Origin of the sequence: Microbacterium sp. RU33B, from assembly GCF_900155915.1 — a bacterium.
GTDB lineage: Bacteria > Actinomycetota > Actinomycetes > Actinomycetales > Microbacteriaceae > Microbacterium.
Map to the genome: position 1 here is coordinate 1,847,870 of NZ_FTPO01000001.1, position 14,018 is coordinate 1,861,887.

The following is a 14,018-nucleotide window of genomic DNA, read 5'->3' on the forward strand; positions in this document are numbered from 1 at the left end:
CGCGCGTCCCACACGTCGCGGGGGGATCTCGCGGGATCGAGGATCGCGGAGCGGCGCCGTGACGGCGGCATCCGGCCAGTCCCCGTCGGATTCCGGACGGCCGACGACCCGGCGCACATCGGTGTCTCCGCCCGGGTCTAGAGTCGCCGCGTGAGCACCGCCCCGATTCCGCGCATCGCGCCCGTCTCAGCCGATCGCGCGACCGGGTCGAACGCGGTCATCGCCGTGCAGTTCCTCCTGTGCGGGATCGTGTGGGGATCGAGCTTCCTGTTCATGAAGGTCGCCCTCACGGGCATCTCGCCGGCGCAGGTGGCGTGGTCCCGGCTCATCCTGGGCGGACTCACCCTCGGGCTCTTCGTCCTGCTGCGCCGCGACCCCCTCCCCCGCCAGGTGACGGTCTGGCTCCACATGACGGTGCTCGCGGTGTCGTTCTGCGTCGTGCCCTTCCTGCTGTTCTCCTGGGCTCAGCAGCACGTCACGAGCGGACTGGCGAGCATCTACAACGCCACGACGCCGCTCATGACAGCCGTCATGGCGTGGGCCGTGTTCCGGGTCGAGAAGCTCAAGCCGCTGCAGATCGCGGGGATCGTCGTCGGCATCCTCGGCGTGATGGTCATCATCGCGCCGTGGCAGGGACTCGACCTGTCGCAGAGCCTGATCGCCCAGCTCGCGATCCTGGGAGCGACCGCCTGCTACGGCTTCAGCCTCGCCTACATGCGGCGATTCGTCTCCCGCACCGGCATGACCGCGCTGGTGTTCTCGTTCCTGAACATCGGCATCGCCGCCGCGATCATGGCGGTGCTGACCCCGGTGCTGGTGCTGACCCCCGTGGTCCTCGATCCGTGGATCATCGGCAGCGTGATCCTGCTCGGATGCCTCGGCACCGGCGTCGCCTACATCTGGAACCAGAACACGCTCCGGGCGTGGGGGCCCACACGGGCGTCGACGGTGACCTACATCACCCCCGTCGTCGGGGTGGCGCTGGGCATCCTCCTGCTGGGGGAAGAGCTGACGTGGAACGAGCCCGTCGGCGCCCTCGTCGTGTTCGCCGGCATCCTCCTCACGCAGGACCGTCTGCGACTCCGACGGCACGCCGTCTGAGCACGAAGAAGGGGCGGATGCCGCAGCATCCGCCCCTTGCTCGTGATCGGGTCAGGCCTGGAGCGCGCCCTGCAGGTCGAGCTCGATCGTGACGTCCTTGCCGACGAGCACGCCGCCGGTCTCGAGCGCGGCGTTCCACGTCAGACCGAAGTCCTCGCGGTTGATGACCGTCTTGGCGGTCGCGCCCGCCTTGTAGTTGCCCCACGGGTCGGAGCCGAAGCCGCCGAAGTCGACGTCGAACGTGACCGGCTTGGTGATGCCGCGGATCGTGAGGTCGCCGTCGACGAGGAAGTCGCCACCCTCCAGGCGGACCCCCGTCGAGACGAAGTCGATCGTGGGGTAGGTCTCGACGTCGAAGAAGTCCGCCGAGCGCAGGTGCTGGTCGCGGCCCTCGTCCTTGGTCGAGAGCGACGATGCGTCGACCTTGGCCGTGAGGCTCGCCTCGAGCGGGTTCTCGGGGGCGACGAGCGTCGCCTCCTTGATGTCGAAGTGGCCGCGCACCTTCGAGATCATCATGTGGCGGACGCTGAAGCCCACCTCACTGTGCGAAGGGTCGAGCACCCAGGTGCCCGCCTTGTAGCCGGGGATCTCGGTGAGGGTGTTGTCGGTCATGTCGGTCCTTTCGTGAGCCGGAGCGTGTTCCGGCAGGTCTCAGGGTGCCAACGCGCGGCGCCCCGTGTTCTATTCCCGTGCATGAAAAATTCTCGGCCGGATCCGCCGGCCGGAACGACAGAGGGACGGATGCCTCGGGCATCCGTCCCTCTGGACGAGAAGAGTCTCAGCCGACCTTGATGAGGTCGATGATGAAGATCAGGGTCTTGCCCCCGAGGAAGTGGCCGCCGGCGGGGCCGTACGCCAGGTGCGGCGGGATGACCAGCTCGCGGCGGCCGCCGACCTTCATGCCGGGGATGCCGTCCTGCCAGCCCTGGATGAGCCCGCGCAGCGGGAACTGGATGCTCTCGCCACGACCCCACGACGAGTCGAACTCGTCGCCCGAGTCGTACTCGACGCCGGCGTAGTGCACGGTCACGGTGTCGCCGGGCTTCGCCTCGGCGCCGTCGCCCACGATGATGTCGCGGATGACGAGATCGGTGGGGGCGGGGCCCTCGGGAGCGTCGAACTCGGGCTTGGTGCGGTCGTCAGTCATGCGACCATCCAACCCGACCGTGGAGAGAGGGTCAAACGCGTTCGCTGTCGGCGAGCGTGGAAAAGGGGTTGACGCGCGACCGTCTCCTTTGACACGCTGGGAGCAGATCAGCTCAGCGCTCGGTTGCACGCAGGCAATGCCGCGGCCCGAGCGCTGAGCCCTTTCCCGGGCGATTCCTTCGCCTACGGTGCGAACAGCGCGGCCCGCGCCGCCGTCGTGCGTTCGAGCAGCGCGCGCTGATCGGCGGCCGCGTGCGGGTCGCGCCCGGTGAGGGCACGCTGGCGCGCCATGGCGAGGGCCGTCGCGTCGTGGATGAAGCCCGTCATGATCGGCCTGCGGTCGCCTCGCAGCGTGCCGGCCCACGCGAGCGCGGCCTTGCGTCCCGCGGCGGTTGCGAGCATGTCGACCTCCTGAGGGGTGAACCATCCTGCAGCGGCGTACTCCCCCAGCCGCGAACGCGTGAGTCGGGCTTCTTCTCGGCGCAGCATCACGATGCCGAGGATGAAGAGCACGAAGAGCGGCACCTGCACCGTGATGTAGAGGGGGAAGAAGCTCGTGAACACCGCAGAGCCGTTCCAGAACGCGTGGAGCGCCGTGGCGCCCAGCATCCCGAGCACCCACGGCCCGAGAGCCTGACCGGCCGTCGCGCCGCGGCGCGCGGCGAGGCCGAGCGCGAAGCCCGTGATGGACGTGAACATGACGTGGGCGAAGGGCGAGAGGATGCCGCGCACGAAGAACGTGGCCGTGACGTCGCCGAATCCGCCCTCGATGAGGCTGATGGCGAAGTACTGGATGTTCTCGGTGAAGGCGAAGCCGGCTCCGACGAGTGCGCCGTAGACCACCCCGTCGACGGGGCCGTCGAACGCGCGCCGCGCGGTGAGGAAGATCAGGAGGACGCCGAGGCCCTTCGCGAACTCCTCCACGATGGGCGCCTGCACGACCGACGAGAAGATGTCGTACGTCGCGGCGTCGAGTCCGCGCGTGAGGGGCGAGAGGAGGAGATCGACACCGAGCGCGATGCCGACGGCCGCGATCGCGCCCCATGCTGCCGCGAACACGAGAAGGCCCCGCGGCTCGGGCTCCCACCGGTCGACGATCCGCACCGCGATCACGACCCCCGCCAGCGGGAGGAGGGCGAGCACGGCGCCGACGGCGGACGCGAACGGGCCGATCGCCGTCAGGAAGTACCCGACCAGCGCGATCAGCACGAAGGCCAGCACGCCGAAGAGCCAGATCGGCGCTGTGCGACCCGTGCGCACCGGGACGGGGAGCACGGGAGGCGAGACCACGGCCGGGACGACGGGCGCGGGCGGGGCGAGCGAGGGCTGCGCGAGCGGCGAGGCGAACGTCTGAGGGGCCGGAGGCGGCGTGTATCCGGTCGACATGCCGAACAGCCTAGGGGTCCACGGGGGTGGTCGATGCCGACGCGGCGACTAGCCTGGAGGGATGCGCTTCGCCCACGTGATCCCCTCCGGGGCCGCAGAGCCCCGACTGGCCGTGATCCGAGACGATGAGGCGATCATCGTCGAAGGGCTCTTCCCGGGCGCTCCGCGCTTCCTGGAGGAGCTGATCGCCGGCGGTGACGAACTCCTCGCGCGCGTGCGCGACGCCGAAGGCGACGGCCTGCCGCGGCATCCCGTGGCAGAGGTGCGATTCGCCTCTGCGGTGCTCTCTCCCCCGGTGATCCTCGCGATCGGCCTCAACTATGCGGCGCACTCGAGCGAGCTGGGGCTCAAGACCGATTCGACGCCGACCGTGTTCGTGCTCTGGCCCAACTCGCTCACCGGCCACGATGCGACCACGGTGTGGCCGCGCTCGCTCAGCGAGGCCATCGACTACGAGGCCGAGCTCGGAGTGATCATCGGCACGCCGGCGAAGGACGTCGCCCCCGAAGACGCCCTCGGGCATGTCTGGGGCTACACCGTGGTCAACGACATCACGGCCCGCGACATCCAGTACTCGGAGGCGCAGTGGTCGCGCTGCAAGTCGTTCGACGGCTTCACCCCGACGGGCCCCTACGTCGTCACAGCCGACGAGATCCCCGACCCGCAGGACCTCCACATCTGGACGGTGCTCGACGGGCACACTCTGCAGGACGCCTCCACGGCTCAGATGGTGCGCTCGGTCGCCACCCTCATCTCGCAGGTGTCGCGGTCGGCGACGCTCCTGCCCGGCACGCTGATCTCCACCGGCAGCCCCGGCGGCGCCGGCTATTCGCGCGACCCGCAGGTCTTCCTGCGCGACCGCTCCACCGTGACGGTCGGGATCGACGGCATCGGCGCCCTCACGACCCACTGCCGGATCCTGGACTGAACGACGCAGCCCGGACAGGAAAGAAGGCCCCCTCGGATCGAGGGGGCCTTCTCACGGTTCACGTCGTCACGGGCAGACGATGGTGCCGCCGTTGGTGAGCTCGTACTCCCCCGGGGGCATCCCCTGGCAGAGTTCGTTGACCGCTCCGAGCCCGGCCGTGATCAGCACGATGACGACGATGACGCCGACCACCATGAGCACGGCGCTGATGATGATCGCGGCGAGCGCGAAGCCGTTCTTCTGACCCGCCTTGCGCGACTGCACGAGCGCGACGATGCCGAGGATCAGCGCGATGAGCTGCGCGAAGAACGACAGCACGAACGCGACGATGCCGAGCGTCTTGCCGGGGACGGCGGGCTGCGCGGGCGCGCCGTACGGAGCGGCCGGGGCGCTGCCGTACGCGGGTGCGGCGGGTGCGGCGTAGGCGGGCGCCTCGTACGCGGGCGGGGTGGACGACGGAGCCGGCTGGGCGGCCGCCGAGGGGTCGGACGGCGGCGTGGTGCCGGACGGGTTCTGGTCGGTCATGGGGATCCTCTCTCAGGGCTCGATCGAGCGTGGGATGGTGGAGGGGGTTACCCAGAACCGTAGTACGCGTCGACGCTTTCTGAACAATCCCTGTGAGTCACTTGCCCGGAACGATGTTCTCCGCCGGACGGATCACCGTGATGGCCTCGGTGATCGTCTCGAGCCCCGACAGCCGGGCGGGCGACAGCTGCTTCGTCACTTCCTCGCGTGACATGAGCCCCGCCTCGACGACGAGGTCGGCCACGTTGCGGTGCGTGAGGAGAGCCGTCTTGGCCAGGGCGGCGGAGGCCGCGTACCCGATGGAGGGTGTGAGCGCCGTGATGACCCCGACCGACGACCCCACCATGGCGCCCAGTCGCTCGCGGTTCGCCGTGATGCCGTCGACGCAGTTGACGCGCAGCGTCCGCATGCCCCGGCGCATCCACGTGATCGACTGGAAGATCGAGTGCGCGATGACCGGCTCGAACGCGTTCAGCTGCAGCTGACCGCCCTCCGCCGCCATCGTGACGGTGAGGTCGGCGCCCGCGACGGCGTAGGCGATCTGGTTGACGACCTCGGGGATGACGGGATTGACCTTGCCCGGCATGATGCTCGATCCCGCCTGGCGTGCGGGGAGGTTGATCTCGCCGAGGCCCGCCTGCGGTCCGCTGGAGAGCAGGCGCAGGTCGTTGCAGATCTTCGACATCTTGATCGCATTGCGCTTGAGCGATGCCGAGAACGACATGAACGAGCCCGTGTCGCTCGTGGATTCGACGAGGTCGTCGGCCGTCGCGAGATCGAGGCCGGAGATCTCGCGCAGGTGTCGCAGCACGGCGGGGGCATAGCTCGCGTGCGTGGTGATCCCCGTGCCGATCGCCGTGGCGCCCATGTTGATCTCGTACAGCAGCACGGCGTTCTCGCTGAGGCGCTGGTGGTCGTAGCCGAGAGTCGTCGCGAAGCCGTGGAACTCCTGCCCCAGCGTCATCGGCACGGCATCCTGCAGCTGCGTGCGTCCGATCTTCAGGATGTCGTGGAACTCGACCGCCTTGGCGAGGAACGACTGCCGCAGCAGATCGAGCTCGTCCAGGAGCGACATGAGGTCCAGGCTCAGCCCGACTTTGATCGCCGTCGGGTAGACGTCGTTGGTCGACTGGCTGCGGTTGGTGTGGTCGATCGGCGACAGGAAGTCGTAGTCGCCCTTCTCGCGACCCGCCAGCTCGAGCGCGATGTTGGTGATGACCTCGTTCGCATTCATGTTGGTCGAGGTTCCGGCCCCGCCCTGCATGACGCCCACCACGAACTGGTCGTGGTACTCGCCGTCGATCACGAGCTGAGACGCCCGGTCGATCAGATCCGCGCGCTGCGGATCGAGCACGCCGATCTCGAGGTTGGCCCGTGCCGAGGCCTGCTTCACCATCGCCAGCGCCACGACGAGGTCGCGGTAGACGGAGATGGGTCGCTGGGAGATCGGGAAGTTCTCCAGCGCGCGGGCGGTGTGGATGCCCCAGTACGCGTCGAACGGGATCTCCATCGATCCCAGGGAGTCGGTCTCGGTGCGGGTGCGCTGCGGTGCGACGTCAGCCATGGTGTGCAGTCCTCGTGGGTCGTTCACGGCGGTGTGAAGGGATGCTCCGAGCCTAGCCACGCGGCGCCCAGGCGTGGGTGTACGCCGTGTACAGGAGCGACGACGGCGGTCGCCGTCGCGGCATCCGGCGCCGTCGTCTCAGCGCTTGCGCGAGAAGGCCTCTAGGCGCTCCTCCGGCGACAGCGCAGCCATCTGCGCGAGCCACTCCTCCGAGAAGAAATCGGCCGTCTCCGCCTCGACCACCGGCACGACGGCATGGGTGATCGTGTCGTCGTAGACATGCACGAGGTTGAGCGACTGGCCGGCATCCATGCCGTTGACCTCGGCGGGCGGGCGCGCGAGGTCCATCGTGTAGCACGTGGCGGCCGCGACGCTCACGGGCACCCCCGCGAACGTGCCGTGGGTCGAGTAGTGCAGGTGGCCCGCCAGGATGCCGCGCACATCGGTACCGGCGATGATGTCGGCGAGGCGCTGCTGATCGCGCAGCTCCAGGATGTCGAAGAAAGGGATGTGACTCGGCAGCGGAGGGTGGTGCAGGGCCAGGAGCGTGCCGAGGGGCGCGGGCGTCATCAGTGTCTCGCGCAGCCAGTCGAGCTGCCCCTGGTCGAGGTCGCCGTGATGCCAGCCGGGAACGCTGGAGTCGAGGGCGATGATCCGCAGCCCGTCGAGATCCCAGACGCCGGTCACCGGCTCCTCCGTGGGCTCGAGCCCGAGCAGGTCGCGACGCAGCGCGGTGCGCTCGTCGTGGTTGCCCGCGACCCAGATCACGGGCGCGCCCAGCCGTTCGGCGACCGGTTCGACGGCCTCGGCGAGCGCACGGTACGCGGCAGGTTCGCCGAGATCCGTCAGGTCGCCCGTGAACACGATCGCGTCGGGGCGGACGCCCAGCCCTTCGACCTTGGCGAGGGTGCGCGCCAGGTTCGCGGCCGTGTCGTACCGGCCGCCGAGCGGCACGTTGCCCCCCATGAGGTGCGTGTCGCTCAGGTGGAGGATGACGCGCCGCGCCGGCGGATACTGGCCGAACGGCGCAGCAGGAGTGGACAGGGACGCGGCATCCATGCCGTCAGCCTAGAACGGACCACCCCCACCGCGCTCCGCGAGCCGTGCCGGGCCGGACGCGTCAGTGGACGACGATGAGGATCAGGCCGCCCAGAACGGCGAGCCCCGCGAGCCCGAACGATCCGTACGCGCCCAGGAGGGCGATCTGCTTCTGCTCGTCGGTCAGCGGGCTCTTGCGGGCCGCCTTGGCTGCGGCCTTCTCCGCGCGGATGAAGTCCTTCGGCCGCACGATGGTGATCGCGTCGGTGAACTCGGCCGGTGCGACGACCGGCGCCCGGCCCGCGCGCACCAGGAGGCGCAGACCCAGCGCGTAGAAGCCCACGACGAGCACGGCGCCGAGGAGGGCGGCGCCGAACACCTGCACGAAGGCGAACCACTCGATCGTGATGTTCACTTCTCGCCCCCGTCCTTCAGTGCCTCTTCGCGTTCGGCCGCGCGCTGCCGGCGCGTGGGCGGCGGGTTGCGCTTCACCTTCACGGCCAGGCCGGAATCGGCGACCTCGCTCATCGCGTTGCTGGAGGTGACGGCGTCTCGCCGCGAGCGGAGGAAGATCCCGAGCACGACGGCGACCGCGAGGATCGAGTCGATCACGACGCCCCAGCCGCCGAGCCAGACCACCATCAGCGCAGCGAGCGCCCCGACGGCGCCGGCAGCAGGCAGCGTGAGGATCCAGCCGACGCCGATGCGGCCGACGGTGCGCCACCGCACAGTGGACCCGCGGCGCCCGAGTCCCGAGCCGATGACCGATCCGGATGCGACCTGCGTCGTGGACAGGGCGAAGCCGAAGAAGCTCGAGGCGAGGATCGTCGAGGCCGTCGAGGTCTCGGCCGAGAAGCCCTGCGCGGGCTTGACGTCGGTGAGGCCCTTTCCGAGCGTGCGGATGATGCGCCAGCCGCCCATGTAGGTGCCGAGCGCGATCGTGAACGCGCACGCGGCGATGACCCACAGCTGCGGGTCGGCGTTCTCGGAGGACTGCCATCCCGCCAGGATCAGGGTCAGGGTGATGACGCCCATCGTCTTCTGCGCGTCGTTGGTGCCGTGCGCGAGCGCGACGAGCGACGAGGTGAAGATCTGCCCCCACCGGAATCCGGTGCGGCCGTCGGGCTTGCCGTCGTAGCGGCGGGTCATCGCGTACGCGACCTTCGTCGCGACGAACGCGATGACGCCGGCGGTGAACGGGGCGATGACGGCGGGGAGCACGACCTTGCTGAGGACGACGCCGAAGTCGATCGCGCTCGCGCTCGCCCCGATCAGCGTCGCGCCGATCAGACCGCCGAACAGCGCGTGCGAAGAGCTCGAGGGAAGGCCCAGCAGCCACGTCAGCATGTTCCACGTGATCGCGCCGATCAGGCCGGCGAAGATGATCGACAACTCGATCTTGTCGTCCTGGATGATGCCGTGCGAGATGGTCTTGGACACCTCCGTCGACAGGAACGCGCCGACGAGGTTCAGGATCGCAGCGAGCAGCACCGCGACCTTCGGCTTGAGAGCACCGGTCGCGATGGGCGTCGCCATCGCGTTCGCGGTGTCGTGGAACCCATTGGTGAAGTCGAAGAAGAGTGCCAGAGCGATGACCAGCACGACGATCAGGACTGCGGTTTCCACCGTTCGCTTTCCTTGGAGGGATCAGAGAGAGGTGCCGACGGGATCGGCGGTGCGAACGAACAGTTCACCGTGGATTCACGTCCGGTTAACCGGACCACGATGAATCCTCGCACACCGCATCGCCTTCCCGTAACCGGTCTGCGCCGTGAAAGGGCGACCTCCGAGGCGATGCGGCTAGCGTTGAACCGTGACCGACTCGTCCGCCGCCTCCGCGGCTCCCGTCTCCCCCTCCGATCCCGCCCCCGTCGCCGCGCGGCGCCCCACCGTCAGGACGCACCACGACGACGCCGTCGAGGACGCCTACGAGTGGTTCCGCGACAAGGAGGATGCCGTCGTCCTCGCCCACCTCGAGGCGGAGAACGCGTACACGCAGGCCCGCACGGCGCACCTCGAGGGCCTGCGCGAGAAGATCTTCGGCGAGATCAAGAGCCGCACGCTCGAATCCGACCTCTCGGTGCCGACGCGCCGAGGCGACTGGTGGTACTACGGCCGCACCCACGAGGGCAAGCAGTACGGCATCCAGTGCCGTGCACCGCTGGCCTCTCCCGATGACTGGACTCCCCCGGTGCTCAGCGCAGACGCGCCCGTCCCGGGCGAGCAGGTGCTGCTCGACGGCAACATCGAGGCGGAGGGCCACGAGTTCTTCTCGCTCGGCAGCTTCGAGATCACCACCGACGGGAACCGGATGCTGTACGGCGTCGACGTCGAGGGCGACGAGCGCTACACGATCCGCGTCCGCGACCTCGTGACCGGCGAGCAGCTGGCCGACGAGATCCCCGGCACGTTCGCCGGGGCGAGCTTCTCCCCCGACGGCCGCTTCATCGTCTACACGACGGTGGACGACGCGTGGCGTCCCGACACCGTCTGGCTGCACGAACTCGGCACGCCGGTCGCGGCCGACGTGAAGCTGTTCCACGAGCCCGACGAGCGCTACTGGGTCGGCGCCGGCTTCACCCGCAGCGACCGCTACCTCGTCATCGGCGTCGGATCCTCGATCACGTCGGAGGAGTGGCTCGTGGACGCCGACGACCTCCGGAGCGCGCCGCGCGTCGTCTGGCCGCGGGTGGAAGGCGTCGAGTACGACTCCGAGCACGCGGTCGTCGACGGCGAGGACGTGCTGTTCATCCTGCACAACGACGACGCCCTGGACTTCGAGCTCGTGCGCGTCTCGGCATCCGACCCCACCGGCGACCGCCGCGTCGTGATCGCGCACCAGCCCGGGCACCGGCTGCTGGGAGTGTCGACGTTCCGCGACTGGGGCGTCGTCGGCTACCGCCGCGGCGGCCTCGCGCGCCTGGGACTGCTCGACTACGCGACGGATGCCGTGCGCGAACTCGAGTTCGACGAGCCGCTCTACTCGGTCGGCACCGGAGGCAACCCCGAGTGGGCGCCGCCGCTGCTGCGTCTCGGGTACGCGTCGTTCGTGACGCCCTCGACCGTCTTCGACTACGAGATCGCCACCGGCGAGCTGCTCCTGCGCAAGCGGCAGCCCGTGCTCGGCGGGTACGACGCCACCGACTACGCCCAGGCGCGCGTCTGGGCGACGGCGCAGGACGGCACGCAGCTGCCGATCTCGCTGGTCTGGAAGCGGTCCTTCGGCGACGCCGGAGCGGCGCCGCGCCCTGTGCACCTGTACGGCTACGGCTCCTACGAGCACTCGATCGAGCCGGGATTCTCCGTCCCCCGCCTGTCGGAGCTCGACCGGGGCGTCATCTTCGCCGTCGCACACGTGCGCGGCGGCGGCGAGATGGGCCGGCAGTGGTACGAAGACGGCAAGCTGCTGAGCAAGCGCAACACCTTCACCGACTTCGTGGACTCCGCGCGGCACCTCATCGACCACGGCTACACGACGCCCGCCTCGCTCGTGGCAGAGGGCGGATCTGCGGGCGGCCTGCTGATGGGTGCGGTGGCCAACCTCGCGCCCGAGCTGTTCGCCGGCATCCTGGCCGACGTGCCGTTCGTCGACGCGCTGACGACGATCCTCGACCCGTCGCTGCCGCTCACGGTGATCGAATGGGACGAGTGGGGCGACCCGCTGCACAACGCCGACGTGTACGCCTACATGAAGTCGTACTCGCCGTACGAGAACGTGCGGGCGGATGCGGCCTACCCCCGGATCCTCGCCGTCACATCTCTCAACGACACGCGCGTGCTGTACGTCGAGCCGGCGAAGTGGGTCGCGCGCCTGCGCGAGGTCGGCGCCGACGCGCTGCTGAAGTGCGAGATGGTCGCCGGCCACGGCGGCGTCTCGGGCCGGTACAACGCCTGGCGCGAGCGAGCGTTCGAGCTGGCCTGGCTCTTCGACGTGCTCGGCGTCGCCGGCGACTGACCTCCCCCGCCTGCGCCGGTCCCCGGCCTGCGCCGGTCCCCGGCCTGCGCCGGTCCCCGGCATCCGCTTCATCCCGACCTCCCGGCCCAGGGCAGGCGATCTGCCGGACGCAGGCGGATGTGACGAGATTCGTCCTGCGTCGGGCAGATCGCCTGTCGGTGGCACGTGAGCCGGTTCCCCCACACGGCGGGAGGTGCACGACGTTGTCCACCGAACGACGACGTGATCAGCCCTGCCGACGCGATGCCCGGGATGCTGACACGATGTCATCCGTCCGGGCACTCGCACGCTGGATCGCACCTCGCGGCGTCGCACACACCTCCGACGCTCGTGCCGCCGGCTTCTCGAAGCACCACATCGCGCGTGCCGTCGAGTCCGGCGAGGTCGATCGCATCCGCCGATCCTGGCTCGCCGCGCCGGGATGTGACCCATCGCGGCGTCGCGCCGCGAGCGTCAGCGGTCGAGTGACGTGCGTGAGCGCGGCCGCCGCCCTCGGTCTGTGGGTCCACGAGCACGATCTGCTGCATGTCGCCGTGCCGTCGACCGCCTCTCGGCTGCCCTCGCACGGCATGCGACTGCACAGCTCCACCCCGCCCATCGCCGTCGCGCGTACGGCGGTGGAGGAGCCGCTCATCAACGTTCTCTTCCACGTCGCGCGTTGCGTACCTCGCCTCCACGCCCTCGCCGTGTGGGAGTCCGCGCTGCGCGCCGGCGTGGCGAGCGCCGAGGAGCTCGTCCACGTCCGGTGGCGGAGCACTCGGGCCGCAGAGCTCGCCGGCGTGGTGACGCATCTGTCGCATTCCGGCGTCGAGACGGTCTTCCGCGAGCTCATGTCGTCGATCGGCGTGATCGTCCGACAGCAGGTGTGGATCGACGGGCATCCCCTGGACGGGGTCATCGGCGAGCTGCTCGCCATCCAACTCGACGGCTTCGCGCACCACAGCTCTGCCTCGGACCGCCGCCGAGACCTCCGCGCAGATGCACGCCTCGCCCTCCGCGGCTACACGACCCTGCGATTCGACTACCAGCAGGTGCTCTTCGACCAGCCCTACGTGATCTCGACGGTCATGACCGCGATGGCCCAGGGCCTCCATGTGGGACGCCGCAGGTGAGCACCCCGCGGCTGGCGAAGGCGGTCCCGGTCCTGCACAGGCGTCCTGCCGAGCACAGGGCTGTTCCGCCCAGAGCAACCTGTACCGGGCAGAAGTCCTGTTCTCGGCTTTGGAATCGACGCGGGGACGCGGACGCGACGAGGGGCGGTGGGTGCCGCGGTTCGCCGGCCCGGCTCAGCCGAAGAGCGCTGCGGCCTCGTCGTAGCGGTACTGCGGGACCGTGTTGAGCTCGCCGAGCGCCTCGGCGAACGGCACCCGCACGATGTCGGTGCCCTTCAGCGAGACCATCTGGCCCCACGCCCCCTCGACGACGGCGTCGGCGGCGTGCAGGCCGAGCCGGGTGGCGAGGACGCGGTCGAAGGCCGACGGCGATCCGCCGCGCTGGATGTGGCCGAGCACCGTCGCACGGGTCTCGATGCCCGTACGGCGCTCGATCTCGGGCGCCAGCACCTCGCTGATGCCTCCGAGGCGCGGACGGTTGAAGGCATCCAGCCCCTTGTCGCTGTACGCCTCGTCCATGCCCGTGAGCGTGAAGCCCTCCGACACGACGACGAGCGGCGCGCGGCCGCGGTCGTGCGCCTTGGAGACCTGCTCGGTGATCTCGTCGATCGACAGGGGCACCTCGGGGATGCAGATGACGTGGGCGCCGGCCGCGATCCCGGCGTGGAGCGCGATCCAGCCGACGTGGCGGCCCATCACCTCGGCGACCATGCAGCGCTGGTGCGAGTCGCCCGTGGTGCGGAGGCGGTCCATCGCGTCGGTCGCGATGTTGACGGCCGTGTCGAAGCCGAAGGAGTAGTCCGTGGCCCGCAGGTCGTTGTCGATCGTCTTCGGGACGCCCAGCACGTTGATGCCGTCGTTCTGGAGACGGTTCGCGGCCGCCAGAGTGCCCTCGCCGCCGATCGCGATGATGCCGTCGATGCGGTGCCCGTACAGCGTCTTCGCGATGTTCTCGGCGCCGCCGCGCGGACCCTCGTAGGGGTTCGTGCGCGAGGTGCCGAGGATCGTGCCGCCGACCTTGGACAGACCCTTGACCTCGTGCCGCGTCAACGGGAAGAAGTCCGCGTCGACGACGCCGCGCCAGCCGTCGCGGATGCCGACGAACTCGAGATCGTAGTTCGTCGTCCCCTTGAGCACGACGCCGCGGATGACCGCGTTGAGGCCGGGGCAGTCGCCACCGCTCGTCAGGATGCCGATCTTCATGTGTGGGTCCTTGCTGTCGGGTCGAGGGGACGGCGACGGTGCCTCTCAGACACTATCGCC

13 protein-coding genes are annotated in these 14,018 nt (G+C 69.6%); 4 read left to right on the forward strand and 9 right to left on the reverse strand.

The features are described 5' to 3' along the window. Positions 1-150 precede the first annotated feature (150 nt). A complete protein-coding gene (locus B0B14_RS09005; RefSeq protein WP_076681058.1) occupies positions 151-1,101 on the forward strand; it encodes a DMT family transporter in 951 nt (316 codons plus the stop codon). Between the two features lie 51 nt (positions 1,102-1,152). Here the strand turns inward: B0B14_RS09005 and B0B14_RS09010 are convergent, their stop codons facing one another. From B0B14_RS09010 to B0B14_RS09020, 3 genes are all read right to left on the reverse strand, one after another. Next, positions 1,153-1,713: a YceI family protein gene (locus B0B14_RS09010; RefSeq protein WP_076681059.1), complete on the reverse strand. Its 561-nt coding sequence runs from the start codon at positions 1,711-1,713 to the stop codon at positions 1,153-1,155. Between the two features lie 166 nt (positions 1,714-1,879). Continuing rightward, positions 1,880-2,248, reverse strand: a complete 369-nt coding sequence (locus B0B14_RS09015) for an FKBP-type peptidyl-prolyl cis-trans isomerase (RefSeq protein WP_076681060.1) — start codon at positions 2,246-2,248, stop codon at positions 1,880-1,882. A gap of 182 nt (positions 2,249-2,430) precedes the next feature. After that, entirely contained in the window at positions 2,431-3,633 is a 1,203-nt protein-coding gene (locus tag B0B14_RS09020; RefSeq protein ID WP_076681061.1) for a PrsW family intramembrane metalloprotease, read from the reverse strand. Between the two features lie 61 nt (positions 3,634-3,694). Here B0B14_RS09020 and B0B14_RS09025 point away from each other — a divergent pair, with 61 nt between their 5' ends. Further along, on the forward strand, positions 3,695-4,561 hold the full coding sequence (locus B0B14_RS09025) for a fumarylacetoacetate hydrolase family protein (RefSeq protein ID WP_076681062.1): 867 nt from the start codon (positions 3,695-3,697) through the stop codon (positions 4,559-4,561). Between the two features lie 66 nt (positions 4,562-4,627). On the opposite strand, the gene B0B14_RS09030 is transcribed toward B0B14_RS09025, so the two are convergent. The 5 genes from B0B14_RS09030 to B0B14_RS09050 form a co-directional block, all read right to left on the reverse strand. Beyond that, a complete protein-coding gene (locus B0B14_RS09030; RefSeq protein ID WP_076681063.1) occupies positions 4,628-5,086 on the reverse strand; it encodes a DUF4190 domain-containing protein in 459 nt (152 codons plus the stop codon). 97 nt (positions 5,087-5,183) lie between these two features. Then, entirely contained in the window at positions 5,184-6,650 is a 1,467-nt protein-coding gene (locus B0B14_RS09035) for an aspartate ammonia-lyase (protein ID WP_076681064.1), read from the reverse strand. Positions 6,651-6,788: 138 nt separating this feature from the next. Next, positions 6,789-7,709, reverse strand: a complete 921-nt coding sequence (locus tag B0B14_RS09040; protein WP_076681065.1) for a phosphodiesterase — start codon at positions 7,707-7,709, stop codon at positions 6,789-6,791. A gap of 61 nt (positions 7,710-7,770) precedes the next feature. After that, positions 7,771-8,103 (reverse strand): peptidase, encoded by a 333-nt coding sequence (locus tag B0B14_RS09045; RefSeq protein ID WP_076681066.1) that lies wholly within the window; start codon positions 8,101-8,103, stop codon positions 7,771-7,773. Next, positions 8,100-9,314, reverse strand: a complete 1,215-nt coding sequence (locus tag B0B14_RS09050; protein ID WP_076681067.1) for an inorganic phosphate transporter — start codon at positions 9,312-9,314, stop codon at positions 8,100-8,102. Before B0B14_RS09050 ends, B0B14_RS09045 begins: the two co-directional genes overlap by 4 nt. A gap of 187 nt (positions 9,315-9,501) precedes the next feature. Here B0B14_RS09050 and B0B14_RS09055 point away from each other — a divergent pair, with 187 nt between their 5' ends. Both B0B14_RS09055 and B0B14_RS09060 read left to right on the forward strand, forming a co-directional pair. Next, positions 9,502-11,643, forward strand: coding sequence for a S9 family peptidase (locus B0B14_RS09055; RefSeq protein WP_076681068.1), 2,142 nt, complete (start codon positions 9,502-9,504; stop codon positions 11,641-11,643). A gap of 473 nt (positions 11,644-12,116) precedes the next feature. Continuing rightward, a complete protein-coding gene (locus B0B14_RS09060) occupies positions 12,117-12,755 on the forward strand; it encodes a DUF559 domain-containing protein (RefSeq protein WP_256714313.1) in 639 nt (212 codons plus the stop codon). Positions 12,756-12,929: 174 nt separating this feature from the next. Here B0B14_RS09060 and B0B14_RS09065 read toward each other — a convergent pair whose 3' ends face one another. Continuing rightward, positions 12,930-13,958 (reverse strand): 6-phosphofructokinase, encoded by a 1,029-nt coding sequence (locus tag B0B14_RS09065; RefSeq protein ID WP_076681070.1) that lies wholly within the window; start codon positions 13,956-13,958, stop codon positions 12,930-12,932. Between the last annotated feature and the right edge of the window lie 60 nt (positions 13,959-14,018).

Coding starts and splice junctions, on each gene's coding strand:
- B0B14_RS09030 (WP_076681063.1), bottom strand. CDS start 5,086: ATGACCGACCAGAACCCGTCCGGCACCACGCCGCCGTCCGACCCCTCG.
- B0B14_RS09025 (WP_076681062.1), top strand. CDS start 3,695: ATGCGCTTCGCCCACGTGATCCCCTCCGGGGCCGCAGAGCCCCGACTG.
- B0B14_RS09010 (WP_076681059.1), bottom strand. CDS start 1,713: ATGACCGACAACACCCTCACCGAGATCCCCGGCTACAAGGCGGGCACC.
- B0B14_RS09020 (WP_076681061.1), bottom strand. CDS start 3,633: ATGTCGACCGGATACACGCCGCCTCCGGCCCCTCAGACGTTCGCCTCG.
- B0B14_RS09015 (WP_076681060.1), bottom strand. CDS start 2,248: ATGACTGACGACCGCACCAAGCCCGAGTTCGACGCTCCCGAGGGCCCC.
- B0B14_RS09040 (WP_076681065.1), bottom strand. CDS start 7,709: ATGGATGCCGCGTCCCTGTCCACTCCTGCTGCGCCGTTCGGCCAGTAT.
- B0B14_RS09035 (WP_076681064.1), bottom strand. CDS start 6,650: ATGGCTGACGTCGCACCGCAGCGCACCCGCACCGAGACCGACTCCCTG.
- B0B14_RS09065 (WP_076681070.1), bottom strand. CDS start 13,958: ATGAAGATCGGCATCCTGACGAGCGGTGGCGACTGCCCCGGCCTCAAC.